This window comes from Bradyrhizobium sp. 172 (assembly GCF_023101065.1).
In the GTDB taxonomy this organism is placed as follows: domain Bacteria; phylum Pseudomonadota; class Alphaproteobacteria; order Rhizobiales; family Xanthobacteraceae; genus Bradyrhizobium; species Bradyrhizobium canariense_D.
The window spans coordinates 1,116,459-1,130,210 of the sequence record NZ_CP064701.1 but is presented as its reverse complement, the minus strand read 5'-3'; the positions used below and the strand labels follow the sequence as shown (position 1 = coordinate 1,130,210).

Annotated in this window: 15 protein-coding genes and 1 pseudogene; 5 read left to right on the top strand and 11 right to left on the bottom strand. The window is 63.6% G+C overall.

The window, feature by feature from the left end:
• The first annotated feature begins 109 nt into the window (after window positions 1-109).
• Entirely contained in the window at window positions 110-568 is a 459-nt protein-coding gene (locus IVB07_RS05310) for a nucleoside deaminase (protein ID WP_039798664.1), read from the top strand.
• On the opposite strand, the gene IVB07_RS05305 is transcribed toward IVB07_RS05310, so the two are convergent.
• A complete protein-coding gene (locus tag IVB07_RS05305; protein WP_026232536.1) occupies window positions 565-1,470 on the bottom strand; it encodes an alpha/beta hydrolase in 906 nt (301 codons plus the stop codon). The two genes, IVB07_RS05310 and IVB07_RS05305, sit on opposite strands and share 4 nt — an antisense overlap.
• 171 nt (window positions 1,471-1,641) lie before the next feature.
• The gene (gene purD / locus IVB07_RS05300; protein ID WP_018453466.1) at window positions 1,642-2,925 is read right to left on the bottom strand and encodes a phosphoribosylamine--glycine ligase; all 1,284 of its coding nucleotides are present in this window, start codon (window positions 2,923-2,925) and stop codon (window positions 1,642-1,644) included.
• Between the two features lie 152 nt (window positions 2,926-3,077).
• Here purD and IVB07_RS05295 point away from each other — a divergent pair, with 152 nt between their 5' ends.
• Window positions 3,078-3,707, top strand: a complete 630-nt coding sequence (locus IVB07_RS05295) for a hypothetical protein (protein WP_018453465.1) — start codon at window positions 3,078-3,080, stop codon at window positions 3,705-3,707.
• Window positions 3,708-3,773: 66 nt separating this feature from the next.
• Window positions 3,774-4,309 (top strand): annotated as a pseudogene (locus IVB07_RS05290) (transposase).
• A gap of 168 nt (window positions 4,310-4,477) precedes the next feature.
• On the opposite strand, the gene IVB07_RS05285 reads toward IVB07_RS05290, so the two are convergent.
• The 6 genes from IVB07_RS05285 to IVB07_RS05260 all read right to left on the bottom strand — a co-directional run bounded on the left by IVB07_RS05285 (window position 4,478) and on the right by IVB07_RS05260 (window position 9,622).
• Window positions 4,478-4,843 carry a response regulator gene (locus IVB07_RS05285; RefSeq protein WP_018453464.1) on the bottom strand — a complete coding sequence of 122 codons (366 nt, stop codon included), beginning with the start codon at window positions 4,841-4,843 and terminating at the stop codon, window positions 4,478-4,480.
• Complete coding sequence (locus IVB07_RS05280; RefSeq protein ID WP_247360962.1) at window positions 4,836-7,016, bottom strand: PAS domain S-box protein; 2,181 nt, start codon at window positions 7,014-7,016, stop codon at window positions 4,836-4,838. The genes IVB07_RS05285 and IVB07_RS05280 overlap by 8 nt, the downstream gene beginning before the upstream one ends.
• 251 nt (window positions 7,017-7,267) lie before the next feature.
• A complete protein-coding gene (locus IVB07_RS05275; protein ID WP_018453462.1) occupies window positions 7,268-7,447 on the bottom strand; it encodes a hypothetical protein in 180 nt (59 codons plus the stop codon).
• Between the two features lie 314 nt (window positions 7,448-7,761).
• Window positions 7,762-8,061: a transcriptional regulator gene (locus IVB07_RS05270; protein ID WP_018453460.1), complete on the bottom strand. Its 300-nt coding sequence runs from the start codon at window positions 8,059-8,061 to the stop codon at window positions 7,762-7,764.
• A complete protein-coding gene (locus IVB07_RS05265; protein WP_247299349.1) occupies window positions 8,061-8,615 on the bottom strand; it encodes a hypothetical protein in 555 nt (184 codons plus the stop codon). Before IVB07_RS05265 ends, IVB07_RS05270 begins: the two co-directional genes overlap by 1 nt.
• Complete coding sequence (locus IVB07_RS05260; RefSeq protein WP_026232535.1) at window positions 8,612-9,622, bottom strand: alpha/beta fold hydrolase; 1,011 nt, start codon at window positions 9,620-9,622, stop codon at window positions 8,612-8,614. The genes IVB07_RS05265 and IVB07_RS05260 overlap by 4 nt, the downstream gene beginning before the upstream one ends.
• Window positions 9,623-9,759: 137 nt before the next feature.
• Between IVB07_RS05260 and xseA the strand changes: the two genes are divergently transcribed.
• Window positions 9,760-11,382 carry an exodeoxyribonuclease VII large subunit gene (gene xseA, locus IVB07_RS05255; protein WP_026232534.1) on the top strand — a complete coding sequence of 541 codons (1,623 nt, stop codon included), beginning with the start codon at window positions 9,760-9,762 and terminating at the stop codon, window positions 11,380-11,382.
• A gap of 264 nt (window positions 11,383-11,646) precedes the next feature.
• Here xseA and IVB07_RS05250 read toward each other — a convergent pair whose 3' ends face one another.
• Both IVB07_RS05250 and IVB07_RS05245 read right to left on the bottom strand, forming a co-directional pair.
• Complete coding sequence (locus IVB07_RS05250) at window positions 11,647-11,817, bottom strand: hypothetical protein (RefSeq protein ID WP_198293346.1); 171 nt, start codon at window positions 11,815-11,817, stop codon at window positions 11,647-11,649.
• Window positions 11,818-12,076: 259 nt separating this feature from the next.
• On the bottom strand, window positions 12,077-12,901 hold the full coding sequence (locus IVB07_RS05245) for a dienelactone hydrolase family protein (RefSeq protein ID WP_247360961.1): 825 nt from the start codon (window positions 12,899-12,901) through the stop codon (window positions 12,077-12,079).
• 175 nt (window positions 12,902-13,076) lie between these two features.
• Here IVB07_RS05245 and IVB07_RS05240 point away from each other — a divergent pair, with 175 nt between their 5' ends.
• Window positions 13,077-13,304 carry a DUF2093 domain-containing protein gene (locus tag IVB07_RS05240; protein WP_007596922.1) on the top strand — a complete coding sequence of 76 codons (228 nt, stop codon included), beginning with the start codon at window positions 13,077-13,079 and terminating at the stop codon, window positions 13,302-13,304.
• Between the two features lie 16 nt (window positions 13,305-13,320).
• Here IVB07_RS05240 and IVB07_RS05235 read toward each other — a convergent pair whose 3' ends face one another.
• A complete protein-coding gene (locus IVB07_RS05235; protein WP_018453454.1) occupies window positions 13,321-13,626 on the bottom strand; it encodes a hypothetical protein in 306 nt (101 codons plus the stop codon).
• Window positions 13,627-13,752: the final 126 nt, after the last annotated feature.

The following is a 13,752-nucleotide window of genomic DNA, read 5'->3' as shown; positions in this document are numbered from 1 at the left end:
CTCAGGGGATGGCCAGAAAGCATTGTGCGCGCTCGTCTCGAGCCGCATGCTCAGGCAAATTCGGTCAAGCACTTCTGCTGAAGGCGCAGCTACTAGCAGGTTTCTCGCGATGATACGAGGCTTGAAAGCCCCCTCTTTCATGGATTTGGCGCTCAAAACGGCCGAAAACGCCGGAAAGGCGGGCGAAGTTCCGATCGGATGTGTCGTGGTCCGCAATTACGAGGTCATCGCCACCGCGGCGAACCGGACGTTAACCGATTACGACCCCACGGCCCATGCCGAGATCGTTGCGCTGCGCGAGGCGGCCAAAAAGATCGGCAGCGAGCGTCTGGTCGACTGCGACCTCTACGTGACGCTGGAGCCGTGCACCATGTGTGCGGGCGCGATCTCGTTTGCAAGGGTGAGGCGCCTGTATTACGGCGCCGCCGACCCCAAGGGCGGCGCGGTTGAATCAGGTGTGCGGTTCTTCACCTCGCCGACCTGCCATCACGTCCCGGATGTCTATTCCGGGGTCGGCGAAAGCGAGTCGGCGCGGATGCTGAAGGACTTCTTTCGCGAGCGGCGCTAAGGCGCGGCAAAGAACTCGCGCAGCGCCTTCGCGGTGACGCCGGGATTTTCCTCGGTGAGGAAGTGGCCGGAATCCACCGGCATGCCGTCCACGTTGGTCGCCCATTGCTTCCAGATGTCGAGCGGGGTGGCGGCGGCTTGCGCCACGCCGGCATTGCCCCACAGCGCCAGCATCGGAATGGTGATCTTCTTGCCGGCCTCGAAATCGGCCTTGTCGAGATCGTAGTCGAAATAGGCGCCGGCGCGATAATCCTCGCACATCGCGTGGACGCGGGCGGGATCGCGGAACGGGGCGATGTAGTGTTCGAGCGCGCGCTTGTCGATCGCATCGAGCGTCTTCGATTTGGTCTGGCTCGCCATCTTGAAGCGCAGGAAGAACTCGCCATTGCTCGCGACCAGCGTCTCCGGCAGCGGATAGGGCTGCGCCAGAAAAGTCCAGTGATAGATCTTCAGCGCATAGGCGCGGTTCATCCGCTCCCAGTAATTGTAGGTCGGCAGGATATCGAGCACCGCAAGCTTCGACAGCCGGCCGGGATGATCGAGCGCCAGCCGATACGAGACGCGGCCGCCGCGATCATGGCCGGCGAGCGCGAAGTGCACGTGGCCGAGGCGCTCCATCGCCTCGACCATGGCCTTGGCCATCGCGCGCTTGCTGTAGGGCATGTGCAGCGCGTCGCTCTCGGGCATGTCGGACCAGCCATAGCCGGGCAGATCGGCGATGATCAGCGTGAACCGGTCGGCCAGCTGCGGCGCCACGCGGTGCCACATCACGTTGGTCTCGGAGAAGCCGTGCAGCAGCAACAGCGGCGGTCCCTTGCCGCCGACGCGGGCGAAGATGCGGCCGAAGGAGGTGTTGATCCATTCGGAGGCGAAGCCGGGATAGAGGTCGGCGAGATCGGACATCTTCTGCATCCTTATCTGTCAGCGTGGGATCTGCTCGGTCTTGAGAATGCCCCAAAACAAAAAAGTCGAAAAACAACCCCATGCACAGTAGCTAAGTCCAACAGCCGCCTACACAAATTCGGAGTGCCGACGGGCACGGCGGAAATTGCGCGCGCGTGCGAAAAAAGCGTGTCAGCCCTTGGACTTCTCGGCGTCCACGGCCTGCCAGCCGATGTCGCGGCGGCAGAAGCCTTCCGGCCAATTGATGCGGTCGACGGCCTGGTAGGCGCGCACCTGCGCTTCCGTCACGGTCTTGCCGAGCGCGCAGACATTGAGGACGCGGCCGCCATTGGCGAGGATGGCGCCGTCCTTCTCGACCGTGCCGGCGTGGAAGATCTCGGCGGTCTCGACCTTGGCGGCGTCATCGAGCCCCTCGATCCGCGTGCCTTTCTGGTAATCGCCGGGATATCCCTTTGCCGCCATCACCACCGTGAGCGCGGCCTCCGGATGCCAGCGCAGGTCAAAGTTCTTCAGCTGCCCGTCGCAGGCGGCGAGGAAGGCCGGCACGATGTCCGACATCATCCTGAGCATCAGCACCTGGCACTCGGGATCGCCGAAGCGGACGTTGAACTCGAACAGTTTTGGCCCTTGCGTCGTCAGCATGATCCCGGCGTAGAGAATGCCGCGAAACGGCGTGCCGCGCTGCTTCATGCCTGATACCGTCGGCAGAATGATCTTGGCCATGATCGCGTCATGGATCGCCGGCGTGACCAGCGGCGTCGGCGAATAGGCGCCCATGCCGCCGGTGTTCGGGCCGACGTCATGGTCGAACACGCGCTTGTGGTCCTGCGCGGAGGCCAGCGGAATGGCGGTCTCGCCGTCGCACAGCGCGAAGAAGCTGATCTCGCGGCCCGGCAAGAACTCCTCGATCACGACCTCGGCGCCGGCCTCGCCAAAGGTGCCGTCGAACATCATGGCGATGGCGTCCTCCGCCTCGCGCACCGACTTGGCGACGACGACGCCCTTGCCGGCGGCAAGACCGTCGGCCTTGACCACGATCGGCGCGCCCTGGCTCTGGACGTAGGCACGCGCATCGGCGGCGTTGGTGAATCGCTTGTAGGCGCCGGTCGGAATGCCGAACTCGGTGCACAGCGCCTTGGTGAAGCCCTTCGAGCTTTCGAGCTGGGCGGGGATCCTGTCCGGCCCGAACGCCTTGATGCCGGCGGCGGTGAGGTCATCGACGATACCGGCCGCCAGCGGCGTCTCCGGGCCGACCACCACGAGCTCGACCGCATTCGTCTTGCAGAAGTCGATCACGGCGGCATGGTCGGCGACATCGAGCGCCACGCATTCCGCCTCGCGCGCGATCCCGGCATTGCCCGGCGCGCACCAGAATTTGGTCACCAGGGGAGAGGCCGCGATCTTCCACGCCAGGGCATGTTCGCGACCGCCGGAACCAAGCAGGAGAATGTGCATCGAGGGCTCAGAAATGAGGGATTTGCTGGGGGCGGAGGTCGCACGAATCGGGGCCGGGCTCAAGGGGGCGGCGCCCGAACTCCCCGTCATTCCAGCGCTCGCCGCTGAGGCGCGAGCCCGAATTCATCGGGACCATACGCAGACGACCAGCGATGGGATTGACCGGCTCTCCTGCTCTCAAGCTCAACTTGCTTACCCAAATCCTTCAAGATGGCCATCTCGTAGATGACGCGTCCCTTGTCGAAATCGCCAGTGCCATTGTGGCGGCACGTTTGCCGGACAATAGTTGGGTACGTGGACACATCAAACAAACGCTAAGTGGTCTCGGTTCTTCGTCTATATGGAGCTTGTATGCCCAAATCTGGCTTGCTTCGAAGTACTCATCGAACGATGAACTCATGGCAATAATTGACACGAAGGCCTCCATGTGGGGAAGCAACGAGCATCTCACTCGATTAGTCGCAGGAATGTTTTCCAGATTTGTTGGCTCTCCGCTTCAATCAAAGTTTGAGGCAATACTTCGCAAGGCAGGGGGCTTTGCTACCTCAAGTGTAACGCAGCTTCACCGCGAGCTTGCTAATACCGTTGCTGGCTTCACAGCCATCAGAAAGTTCATCGTTGCTCACAACACTTCACTTCCAAATCGCATTTCGCACGCAAAGTTTTTGATGCTCCTCTCGCTCCTTCGGAACGCGGGCATTGCGCCGGTGGCAGTAACCCAGTTGAAAACCATCCACGCAGTCGCTCTAACGGACCCATTTTACGCTCACCTTGTACCGTAAGCAGCCCGTAGGATGGGTTGAGCCCTTGCGAAACCCATCGCACTTGTTTCGTGGTAACGTCCCGTCATGACCGCGTACCGCCGCAACTTTCTTCCGGGTGGGTGCTTCTTCTTCACGGTCAACCTGGCGGAGCGGAAGCTAGCGTTGCTGACGGATCATATCGGGTTGTTGCGCACGGCGTTTCGTGAAACGCACCGACGCCATCCATTCACGATCGATGCCATCGTGGTGCTGCCTGATCACCTTCACACGGTGTGGACGTTGCCAGAAGGTGGTGCCGATTTTGCAATGCGCTGGCAGTTGATCAAATCCACCTTTTCGCGCGGCTTGGCGCGCAACGAGAGGATATCCCCAAGCCGCGCGGCCAAAGGTGAACGGGGCATCTGGCAAGCAGATATTGGGAGCATACCATTCGCGACGAAGCTGATTTCGCGCGGCATGTAGACTATGTTCATATCAATCCGGTCAAGCACGGGCTCGTCGACAGAGTCCGTGACTGGGCGCCCTCCTCGTTTCATCGCCACATAAAGTTCGGCAATTACCCGGCCGATTGGGCCGGCGATCAGTCGGATGACGGCCGCGATTTCGGAGAACGGGGATAGAGAAGCGATGGGTTTCGCAAGGGCTCAACCCATCCTACGAGCTTTGTACCAGTAAAGCAGCGTTGGCCCCTTGATGCCTCGGACCCCGGAGAATCGTACTCGCTTTCGGCACCTGCACACGGCGCCCGGATCGGCATCCGACGCAAGGAAACGCGCGAAGCCGTCCTGCTATGGGAGCGCCAGAATCGCCCGCAATTTCTCGTTCAACTGATCGATAGAAAACGGCTTGCCTATCGCGGGCGAACTGTTGAACTCCTCCTCGAGCGGAGGTCCGCCGTAACCCGTGCTGAACAGGAAGGGAATCCTTCGCTCCCGCAAGATGCGAGCTACCGGAAAAACAAGTTCGCCAGCCAGGTTCACATCAAGGAGCGCCAAATCGAACGATGCCGTCGTCGCGAGTTCGCACGCCTTTTGTACGTGGGCTGCTGAGGCAACGACCTTCAAGCCCAGTTCCTCAAGCATATCTTCGAGCATGAGGGCCACAAGGCCCTCATCTTCGACCAGGAGAACCTTGGCGCCGGACAGCTCAACCATTGGACGCTGCAGGCATAATGGGAAACACCATGCGGCAGCGAGTGCCCTCCGGCTCGAATACCAGATCGAACTCACCTGCGAGATCATGCTCGACGCAACGTTCCATCAACCGCGTGCCGAAGCCGCGCCGCTTTGGAGGCGTAACAGGTGGTCCGCCACGTTCGTGCCATTCGCAATCCAGCACGGCTTGCGAGCGCTCGCCGGCGCTGATCCGCCAAGTGAGCGAAACTGATCCATTCGGCACTGAGAGTGCGCCGTACTTCGCCGCATTGGTCAGAAGCTCGTTGAGCACCATGGTGATGCTAAGTGCCATGCGGGCGTCTAGTTCAACGTGCGGCCCGCTAGTCAGCACCCGTCCGCCCGACATCGGAGCGACCATATCGTGGACGAGCTTTTCGAAAGGCGTATCCTGCCAGTTTCGCTTCGTCAGCAGGTCATGTCCGCGGGCGAGCGCAAGCAGCCGTCCCGTGAAGGTCGGCAGAAATTCCTGCAGATCGGCGGCGTGACGGGCGGTCTGGTTCGCCAGAGATTGCACCGTGGCCAGGGTGTTTTTCACACGGTGGTTTAGTTCGTCGATGAGAGCCTTTTGAGCGTTCTCGGCGTTCTTCCGCTCGCTAATGTCGACGAGCATGTTGATGGCGCCGACAAGATTGCCGTCCGCGTCGCGCAGCGGCGTTGGAAAAGGAATAAACGGCACGCGTCTGCCGTCTGGACGTTCGGCCACCGCTTCGGCACCGCGAACCGGCCGGTTTTCGCGCAGCGCAACAGCCATCGGGCATTCATTGTGCGGCAGCGGCGAGCCGTCGGGCCAATAGAGCTTCCAGGTCACACACCATTCGTCGCCTGGCTGCGGCGTTCTGCCCGCCATCTCGACGGCAGCCCGATTGAAGAAATTAATGCGCCCCTTGGCGTCCGTCGTGTAGATGGCTGCTGGCAACGCCTCGAGGAGATCGCGCATGCGCTGCTCGCCTTCACGCAAGCGATCCTCCAGTTGCTTGGTGGTGGTGACATCCTGAGCGACCCGCACGCCATAAAGGAAGCAGCCTTCCGAATCCCGCACCGACGAACTGAAGATATCCAGATGGCGAACGGACCCGTCAGGCCGTAGTACACGCTTGCGAACCGTGTAGTTCTCGATGTCGCCGCGGACTTGCCGCGCGTACAATTCGGCATCTTCGGTCTGATCGTTGGAATCGGTGTAGTCGAGGAAGGTCATCCCCAACAGTTCGTCGCGTTTGCGCGCGGTGATGCGGCAGAGGGAATCATTCACCCGCAAGAAGCGACCGTTCTCGTCGGTCTCCGAAATGCCGACGCTGGCGGCCTCATAAGTCGCCGCAAGCCGCGCCTCACTTGCTTGCCGTGCCTCTTCGGCAGCATGCAGTTCGGTGACGTCGGTCGTGAAGCAGCGCGTGTTGACAAACTTGCCGTCCACAATGCGGCTGTTCGAGGTAATCAGGACATGCTTGATCGTGCCGTCGCGGGCGCGCAGCCGGGCAGGGTAGCGCTGCAGCGGCTCACCGCATGAAAGACGCTGGAGAATATCGCCAATCACGGGAGCGTCGGCGTGGAACTCGGCGACATGACGCCCGATATACTCCTCGGGCCGGTACCCAAGCAGATCCAATTCGGCCTTATTGGCGCGAATGATAATTCCCTCGCCACTGACGATGTGAAGGCCCACCGCGCCGTTGTCGAAAAAGTCCTGCAGATCCTGCGTCGTGCGGCGGACTTCCTCCTCGACCTGCTTGCGTCCGGTGATGTCCTGGAAGCAATTGATGGCGCCCTGGATGCGACCAGAAAAGTCGCGCAACGCCCGGATGTTGACCATGGCCGTGAAGCGAGAGCCATCCGGCCGCGCCATTATCACTTCGGCATTGCGCGTCGGCGTTCCCGCGCGAACGGCGGTGGCCATGGGGCAGTCGGCATGCGCGAGGGGAGTTCCATCCAGCAGGTAGAGCTGGTGTGAACCGCAGAAGCGCTCCCTCCCAACATCAGGTGTGCGCCCCCACAGCACCACAGCCTCCGCGTTATAGGCGACCAGCAGCCCCTCCGCGTCACAGAGATAGACTGCGCCCGGAATGGCATCGAGCGCGGCAGCGCCGGCCGCAACCAGGGCCTCGAACTCCGTGGGGCGGTGCCGGGCGGAGAGTGGGAATTCTTCTACGTTCGACATGCGGGTGCCCGGCTCTCGGGGGCGAGAGGAACGACGACCCGATACGAGCGTCGTTCGTGCAATGGGCGGACGCCCCTCCGGCCCGCCGAACTGCTCTTAACGCATCACGGGCCCCTTGGTTCCCCCCGTAGGTACGGGTTCGCGAGGGTCCGCTAATGGCGGTTATCGGCGTCAGGACAAGCTGATGAGCATGTCCGCTAAGGGCCGCCTGACCGGGGACATTGCATGGCCGCGACCGCCACTGAGCGGCCTTACTGTCTTGTGTGGTGCTTGAGAACAGTGACGCGCCGATCTCTGTGCCACACTTCTAAATCGTGGCCGTCGAGCAGCTGTCTCGCTTTGGCTGTGGCCTCGTCGTCGTTGGCGCAATCGATCTCATGAACGCCGCTGATCCGCCCGTCCTCGCCCATGATATAAGCGCGGTAGTCCATCGCACGCCTTCCCCGTTGGGAACATTTTACCTCCGGGCGCGGCCTTAACATAGATTAATCGATGTCGTGGGTGCCCTCAATCGTCGCAATGAGCTTCTGGCACTTGAAGGTGCGGACAGTTTTGAAGGAGCGTGTATCGAGATAGCTTTGGACCCGCAGCAATCGGCCATCGCAATGCCGGCAATCCCCAATTGATATGGACTATCGTTGTACGGGCGAGCCTCGCAGGTCAGCTTCGGGTCACAAGCCATCGATCATGCCCGAGGTGGGAGACTTCCGCTTTGCGTTGGTAAGCCGACATTTATGAGTACGTCCTACCCCTGCTTCCCCGCAATAATCTCCTGCAGCGTCGCCACATGCCGCGCGAACGCTCCGCGCCCCGCAGCGGTCGCGGTCACCGTGGTCTGCGGCTTCTTGCCGACGAAGGCTTTCTCCACCGACACGTAGCCCGCCTTGGCCAGCGTCTCGATATGCGCACCGAGATTGCCGTCGGTGGCGCCGGTGAGCTTTTTCAGCCGGGAAAATTCCAATCCTGCGGTGGCCGGCAGCGCGTTCAGTGCCGCCATGATCTTCAGCCGCAACGGCTGGTGGATGATGTCGTCGAGCTCGGCCATCAGATCCGCCGCATCCAGAGGCCGCCGAGGATCAGGCCTCCGCCATTGACGAAGGCCATCCAGAGCGGGAACGCCTCGCCGATGTAGAAATAGCCGATCAGCGTCAGCGCGGAGATACCGAGACCGATCGCCATGAAGGCATAGCCGAACCAGAGACCCGCCAGCGAATAGAACAGCATGAAGTAGAGCGGCCAGAACGTGCCCAGCTGGCGCGGACCGAAATGACCGATCACGTTGGTGCAGAGATAACCGAAGGCGAAGAACAGCGCGAACACCAGAAGCAGTCTGATGTTGAAGGCGGCGCCATGGGGGTGATGCGGCGGATTGAGAATGCGCAGCACCACCAGACCGCCGGCGCCCAAAACGTCCACGGCAACCCAGGCGTAGCCCGCATAGACCGGCCAAAGCCAGGTCACGAGATTGCCCGCGAACACCAATGCGCCCCACCAGACGGCGGCGTGGCTCGCCAGCTCGTAGAGCTGCGATTGCTTCACGCGCTGGACGATGTCGTCGATATCGGCCAGCGCCGCGGAGGCTTCCTTGCTGTCGATCATGACTGCCCTGTCCCGCGCGTCGCCACATCGTCGGCGATGACCGAGATCGCCTTCGGGTTGGTGACGATGCCCATGTGGTTGATGCCGTCGATGATCTTGACGTCGACCGATGGCTTCACCGCCTGCACGGTTTCTGCATATTTATCCGAGATCATCATCTCGTCCTCGGCGCCGCCGAAGATCGTGACCGGACGTGTCGCCGCCGGAAGATCGAGGCGATAGCCGCGCGTCGCGAAATTGCGCGTCAGGCGGTCCGAATAGGTGGCGACGAGATATTTTGCCGAACTCGCCGGCACGGCGAGCGCGAGCACCGGAAGCTGCGAACAGCAGTCGATGCCGATCTTGCGCAGCGTGGCCAGCGCGAAGAAGCGCGGCAGGTCGACATTGGCCCAGCCGCCGGCATGCGGCTTGTTGGTCGGCGCGTCATAGCCGAGATAGGGTGCGAGCAGCACGGTGCGCACGAACATGTCCTGCATGATCGGCGTCGCGGCGACGCGCAGCGAGAAGCCGGCGCCGGCGGAATGGCCGATCAAGGTGAGCGGCAGCTCCGGCGCGGTCTTGCGGATTTGAGCGACGAAGTCGACGAGGTCGTCCTCGAGCTGGCCGACATAGCCGATATCGCCGCGCGTGCCGGAGCCACCATGGCCGCGGATGTCGAGCGCCCAGGTCTCCACGCCGCGCGCGGCGATGGCATGGGTCAGGGCATGATTGACGGTGCCGCTGGAGCCGGACGAGCCGTGGATGAAGATCGCGCCACGGCCGGTTGCAAGACCATTGGCAGCGTAGTGGCGGAAACCGATCCAGGTGCCGTCGCGGGCCTGGAAGCGCTCGAGCGGAGGCAGCGTGGACCAGTCTATCCCCTTCGATGAGTCGGAGACCGACTTCATCTCCGGCGGCCGCTCCAGCGGCGTTGCGATCATGGCAGCCAGGATCAGCGCCACACAGCCGACCGCACACAGGGCCCATTTCAGCCCGTTCACAACCCCGCGCAGCACTCGAATTGCCATGATCTACTCCTCTCAGCCTATTCAGCTATAGAGAACTCTATATTGCAGAGTACTCTTTTGGTCAATACCCGGATTGGCGCGGCGCTGCAAAAATCCTTAACGTCGGGTCTGATCCCCACATGCCGAATCGTTTGCCGATGCCTTCAGCGGAACCCCTGCTCAACACTCCCGAATTCACCGTCTCGGAGCTCTCCCAGTCCCTGAAACGGACGGTCGAGGACACCTATGGCCATGTCCGGGTCCGCGGCGAGATCTCCGGCTTCCGCGGGGCTCATTCGTCCGGCCATTGCTATTTCGCGCTCAAGGACGAGAGCGCCAAGATCGAGGCGGTGATCTGGAAGGGCGTGCACGGGCGCATGCGCTTCAAGCCCCAGGAGGGGCTCGAGGTCATCGCCACCGGCAAGCTCACGACCTATCCGGGCTCCTCGAAATACCAGATCGTGATCGAGGCGCTGGAGCCGGCCGGCATCGGCGCGCTGATGGCGCTGATGGAGGAGCGCAAGCGGAAGCTCGCCGCCGAAGGCCTGTTCGACGAGGCGCGCAAGCAGCTTCTGCCGTGGCTGCCGGAGGTGATCGGCGTGGTGACCTCGCCGACCGGCGCCGTGATCCGCGACATCCTGCATCGGCTGGAGGACCGCTTTCCCCGCCATGTGCTGGTGTGGCCGGTCAAGGTGCAGGGCGAAGGCTCGGCCGAGCAGGTCGCGGCCGCGATCCGCGGCTTCAATGCGCTGCCGGAGGGCGGCAGGATTCCGCGCCCCGACGTGCTGATCGTCGCGCGCGGCGGCGGCTCGCTGGAGGACCTGTGGTCGTTCAACGAGGAGATCGTGGTCCGCGCCGCGGCCGAGAGCATGATCCCGCTGATCTCGGCCGTGGGGCACGAGACCGACATCACGCTGATCGATTTCGTCGCCGACAAGCGCGCACCGACGCCGACGGCGGCGGCCGAGATGGCCGTGCCGGTGCGCAGCGATCTCTTTGTCGAGGTCGGCGATCTCGGGCGACGTACCCGGTCCTGCTGGCAGCGCGGCCATGAGAGCCGCCGCAGCGAGCTGCGTGCCGCCGCGCGCGCGCTGCCGGCCGCCGGCGATTTGCTGGCGATCCCGCGGCAGCGGCTGGATTCGGCGGGTGCGTCCCTGCCCCGCTGCCTCAAGGCCAACACCCACGCGCATTTCCGAAGGTTCACCGCCGCAGGCGCCAAGCTGACGCTGCGGGTGCTGCACGGCCAGATCGCGCAGGCTGATCATCGCCTCACCGTGTGCGGCGAACGGCTCGGCCTATCCGCACGCTCGCTCTTGCGGCGGCGGCGCGACCGCTTTGCCGGGCTGGAGGTGCGCTTGCGCGCCTCAAAACTGTCCAATGCGCAGGCGCAGCGCAACGCGATTCACCGCCAGCGCGAGCGCACGCATCGCCTTGCCGAGCGCGCGGGCCGCGCGCTGGTGACGCTGTTGCAGCGGCTGGATGCCCGCGTCGAGAACAGCGGCAAGCTGCTCTCCGCCTTGTCCTATCGCGGCGTGCTCGCGCGCGGCTTTGCCCTGGTGCGGGACGAGGCCGGCCATCCGCTGCATTCGGCGAATGAGATCGGTCCCGGCGCACGGGTCGAGATCGAGTTTGCGGATGGCCGTGTCGGTGCGACCGCGGATGCGGATCGGCCCGCGGCTGCAGCGAAGCGCGCGCCGGCGCAAGCGAAGCCAGCCGCGCAGGACGCCAAGCCTGCGCCGAAGCGCGTGGGCAAGCCGGTGGATCAGGGGAATTTGTTTTAGGCGGAGGGCGGCGTTCCACCCTGGCTGTCATTCCCCGCCTTGTGCGCAATTGCGCACAGGAGCGGGGAATCCAGTACGCCGCGGCTTCTCGATCCATCACAACCGCCTCGGCGTACTGGATCGCCCGGTCAAGCCGGGCGATGACAGTGAGTGTGTGGGACGCGTGTCACGAACTCGCTGTCGTAGCCCGCATGAGCGTAGCGACATGCGGGAGTAGCGGCCCCGGATATCGCTACGCTCATCCGGGCTACAAGACTGCGCGTCTCAGCGGCAGGACAATCCCGCGTCGATCGTGGTCCAGAAGCCGCAATGTTCCGGCGCGCGTTGCGGCGCGCCGGCATGGGCTTCAAACAGGAAGACCGCGACGGTGAAGACGATCAGGGCGGAGGAGAACAGGACGAAGCGGTTGCGCATGGGATTGCGTTTAATCGACATCGTGGTCGAATGATGGCGTCGTCACGGGCTGAAACCACAACGGCGCGCGATCCGTAGAGTCACGGTCGGCCATTTTCCGTGCAGGGCGGTGGTCGATGCGGGGCTGTCCGCTGTTGTTCCCTTCGGCGGCCCCGCCTTCGCTTCTCACGAGCTACGGCGCGGCGAGCCCGCTCGCCACATGTAGCCCGCATGAGCGCAGCGACATGCGGGACAGGCCTACCCGGATATCGCTACGCTCATCCGGGCTACGGCACTGCCATCACCGCGCCAGCCACTCCGCCACTTCCTTCTGCGACTCCGCGCGCGCTGCCGCATCGGTGCCGAGATGGCCGTGCTCGGGCGCGGCGGCGTCGGTGCTGCCGCTCGCTGCGTGCAGCGGCGTGTTGGCGCGGTCGAAGTCGTGATAGGCGCCGGGATAGACCACGATGCGCGCGAGCGCGCTGCGGCCATGCGCGCCCTCGACCATCTGGCGGCAGGCCGGCGGCGACGAGACGTCGTCATTGCCGCCGATCAGCACCAGCGTCGGCACCCGTGTGCTCCACCCGAGGCCGGCGGAAATCCTGCAGTCCGGATAGAACGCGATCGCGGCGCGGAAATCCGGACCCGTCTCGCGCGCAAGGTTTTGCGGACGCACGGCCCAGAGCAGCGCGCTGGCGCCGTTGGCCCAGCCCATCAGGCTGACACGGTCGCGCGCAACCCAGCTCTGCTTCATCAGCCAGGCGCGCGACGCCGCGATATCGGTGACGCGTTCGCGCCGCGCCTTGACGTGGATCTCCTTGACGCGGCATTGCGGCCCGAGCTCGCGCGAGCCGTAGCTGTCAGGGAGCAGCACGGCGCTGCCGGATTTGAGCAGCCGCTCGGCCCATTCGCGATAGCGCGGCAGGACGGAATCGGAATGGCCACCGAGGCCGCCGCAGCCGTGGAGCGCGATCACGGTCGGAAACGGCCCGGTGCCCTCGGGCTTGTAGAGCTGCGCATGCAGCACGCCGGACGCCAGCGGAATCTCGACCGGCTGCGGTGCCGGCGAGCCGTGCGCGGCCGAGAGCAGGAAGGTCAGGAACAGGGCGGTGAACGGAAGGCGCATCGAACTTTGCCGTTGGATCCTTCGCTCAAGCACTATCATGCGGAAACGCCGCCAAAACATCACAAACCGGTGGGTTTACCGGGCGGACAAGCCACCCTATCTGTGCTACATCCCGTCCAACACATCGTGCCCTCCCAGGTGATCCCGGAGCGGCCTTCCACGGAGACTTTCGACCGTGCTGAACAAGTTCGGCCCTTCGGGCCATGGCGAAGCGCAGGTGCAGTATCTCGACGGCGATTTCCGCGTGATCTCGCCGGGGACCTTCGTGCGCTGCGCGATCACCGATACGCGCATTCCGCTCGACGAGTTGAAATACTGGAGCGTGGACCTGCAGGAAGCCTACGCCACGCCCGCCGCCGTGCTCGAGCGGCATTACCCGGGCGCGCCCAAGCCGCAGGCGTGAGGCCGCAGCCGCGCGTCTATCGCTGCTCCGCGCCATCCGCGCCCACGCAGGTCTTGATGAAACTCTTCCTGGTCTCGCCGACGATCTTCTGATCGATCGCCTGCTTCAGGCAATCGAGCCGCGCCTGCGCCATGCAGAGCTGCATCTGGTCGCGCTTGTCCTGTCCCTTCAGGCTTGCCGTCGTGGAAAGACACGTCACGCGCTTGGTCGCGGGGACCGGCACTGTGGCGGTGGACGCCGCCGGCGGTGCCGTCTGTGCAAACACCGGCGCAATGATCAGACCCACAAGACTGGCGGCAACGGCGGCGGACGGCAACTTCATCGCATTCTCCTGAGCGTCTGAAAACGATAGGAGCTTGCGATGAATGGCGCCTGAATGGCAGGCTGCTGTCGATGGGCAAAGCGCAGCTGCCCTGCCGGCATAGCACGAGCGGTGCAGCTTTTTCAC

Bases quoted from the DNA above. Each gene is read 5' to 3' on its own strand.
- IVB07_RS05245 (WP_247360961.1), bottom strand. From the start codon at position 12,901: ATGCGCCTTCCGTTCACCGCCCTGTTCCTGACCTTCCTGCTCTCGGCC.
- IVB07_RS05280 (WP_247360962.1), bottom strand. From the start codon at position 7,016: ATGTCGAACGTAGAAGAATTCCCACTCTCCGCCCGGCACCGCCCCACG.
- IVB07_RS05235 (WP_018453454.1), bottom strand. From the start codon at position 13,626: ATGAAGTTGCCGTCCGCCGCCGTTGCCGCCAGTCTTGTGGGTCTGATC.
- IVB07_RS05265 (WP_247299349.1), bottom strand. From the start codon at position 8,615: ATGATCGACAGCAAGGAAGCCTCCGCGGCGCTGGCCGATATCGACGAC.
- IVB07_RS05295 (WP_018453465.1), top strand. From the start codon at position 3,078: ATGGGATTGACCGGCTCTCCTGCTCTCAAGCTCAACTTGCTTACCCAA.
- IVB07_RS05285 (WP_018453464.1), bottom strand. From the start codon at position 4,843: ATGGTTGAGCTGTCCGGCGCCAAGGTTCTCCTGGTCGAAGATGAGGGC.
- IVB07_RS05310 (WP_039798664.1), top strand. From the start codon at position 110: ATGATACGAGGCTTGAAAGCCCCCTCTTTCATGGATTTGGCGCTCAAA.
- purD (WP_018453466.1), bottom strand. From the start codon at position 2,925: ATGCACATTCTCCTGCTTGGTTCCGGCGGTCGCGAACATGCCCTGGCG.
- IVB07_RS05250 (WP_198293346.1), bottom strand. From the start codon at position 11,817: ATGTCGATTAAACGCAATCCCATGCGCAACCGCTTCGTCCTGTTCTCC.
- IVB07_RS05305 (WP_026232536.1), bottom strand. From the start codon at position 1,470: ATGTCCGATCTCGCCGACCTCTATCCCGGCTTCGCCTCCGAATGGATC.
- IVB07_RS05275 (WP_018453462.1), bottom strand. From the start codon at position 7,447: ATGGACTACCGCGCTTATATCATGGGCGAGGACGGGCGGATCAGCGGC.
- IVB07_RS05260 (WP_026232535.1), bottom strand. From the start codon at position 9,622: ATGGCAATTCGAGTGCTGCGCGGGGTTGTGAACGGGCTGAAATGGGCC.
- IVB07_RS05270 (WP_018453460.1), bottom strand. From the start codon at position 8,061: ATGGCCGAGCTCGACGACATCATCCACCAGCCGTTGCGGCTGAAGATC.
- xseA (WP_026232534.1), top strand. From the start codon at position 9,760: ATGCCTTCAGCGGAACCCCTGCTCAACACTCCCGAATTCACCGTCTCG.